Here is a 1263-nt window from a genome sequence, read left to right as displayed (position 1 = left end):
AGGGCAGCCGGGGTCACGCTGCAGCGCGGCTCGCTGGCGGGCGTGGACTATGCGGGCCTCAACCACCTGGGGTGGCTGCGCGGGCTGGAGCACGAGGGCCGGGACCGGCTTCCCGGTTTGCTCGGCGACCCGGGGCGGCTCCAGTCGTTCGAAGAAGGCCGGATCTTCGGCACGCGCGAACTTCAGGTGCTCGGTGCCATTCCGAATGCCTACCTGTTCTATTACTACTTTCGCCGGGAGGCCACCCTGGCCCTGGCCGGCGCCGCCCAGACCCGCGGCGAATCCATCCACGAATTGCAGCAGGAGTTGTACGCCAGGCTGCAGGCTTCCGGAACCCCCTACGCGGACTGGGAGGATGCCCTGCGCCGCCGCGAGGAGGGCTACCTGTCCGAGGCCCGCGACATCGGCGTCTCGCGCGACGAACAGGACCTGGCCGCCGGCGGCTATGAGCAGGTGGCCCTGGACGTGATGCACGCCCTGCTGTCCGGCGAGCGCACGGAGCTGATCCTCAACGTGCGCAACGCCGGCACCATTCCGCAGCTGCCGGACGACGCCGTCGTCGAGGTGCCGTCGGTGGTCGGTGCGGACGGCGCCCGGCCCCTGCCGGTGAAGCCGCTGACCCTGCACCAAGCCGGCCTGGTGACGCAGATCAAGGCCGTGGAGCAGGAGGTCATCCGCGGCGGGCAGGGCGACCGGGCGGCGGCCCTGCGGGCCTTCATGATCCACCCGCTGATTACCTCCGGCCACGTGGCCCACCGCCTGCTCGCGGCCTATGAACAGGCCCACGGATACCGCTGGAGCTGACCGGGACCTGATCGCCGCCTCCGGCCGGCCGGTCAGTCCGTCCTCCGGGGAGGCTGGCCCGCCGGCGCCGTACGTGGCAGGGTGAGGGCATGCCCACCGAGGACGATGTGCGCCGCCTCTGCCTGGCCCTGCCCGGCGTCACGGAGCGGCCCAGCTGGGGCCAGCCAGCCTGGTTCGCCAAGTCGCTGATGGCGCGGATGTGGGAGCCGGGCGTGCTGACCGTCAAGTCCGACGAGCGCGACGCCCTGGCCGCGACGGCCCCGGACGTCTTTTTCTGGACCCCGCACCACGAGCGTTCGCCGCTGCTGGTGCTGATGCGCCTGGACAAAGTCGAGCCCGGCCATCTCGAAGAATTGCTCGACGAGTCGTTCCGGCTCGCCGGAGGCCGGCACAGCCGCTGACCTGCACCGGCGCTGGCCGGCACAGTCGCTGCCCGGTGCCGACCAGCGCAGCCGCCCT

Annotated in this window: 2 protein-coding genes; both read left to right on the top strand. The window is 71.7% G+C overall.

The features are described 5' to 3' along the window. On the top strand, positions 1-804 hold an 804-nt coding region (locus AC5RV2_RS18125), incomplete at its 5' end, for a family 4 glycosyl hydrolase (protein WP_494093480.1). Between the two features lie 89 nt (positions 805-893). Continuing rightward, positions 894-1205, top strand: a complete 312-nt coding sequence (locus AC5RV2_RS18120) for an MmcQ/YjbR family DNA-binding protein (RefSeq protein WP_494093479.1) — start codon at positions 894-896, stop codon at positions 1203-1205. Positions 1206-1263: the final 58 nt, after the last annotated feature.

This window comes from Arthrobacter sp. Y3225116, assembly GCF_059091245.1.
Note: the sequence above shows the minus strand (reverse complement) of the source record. Positions and strands in the feature narration are given on the sequence as shown.

Coding starts and splice junctions, on each gene's coding strand:
- AC5RV2_RS18120 (WP_494093479.1), top strand. CDS start 894: ATGCCCACCGAGGACGATGTGCGCCGCCTCTGCCTGGCCCTGCCCGGC.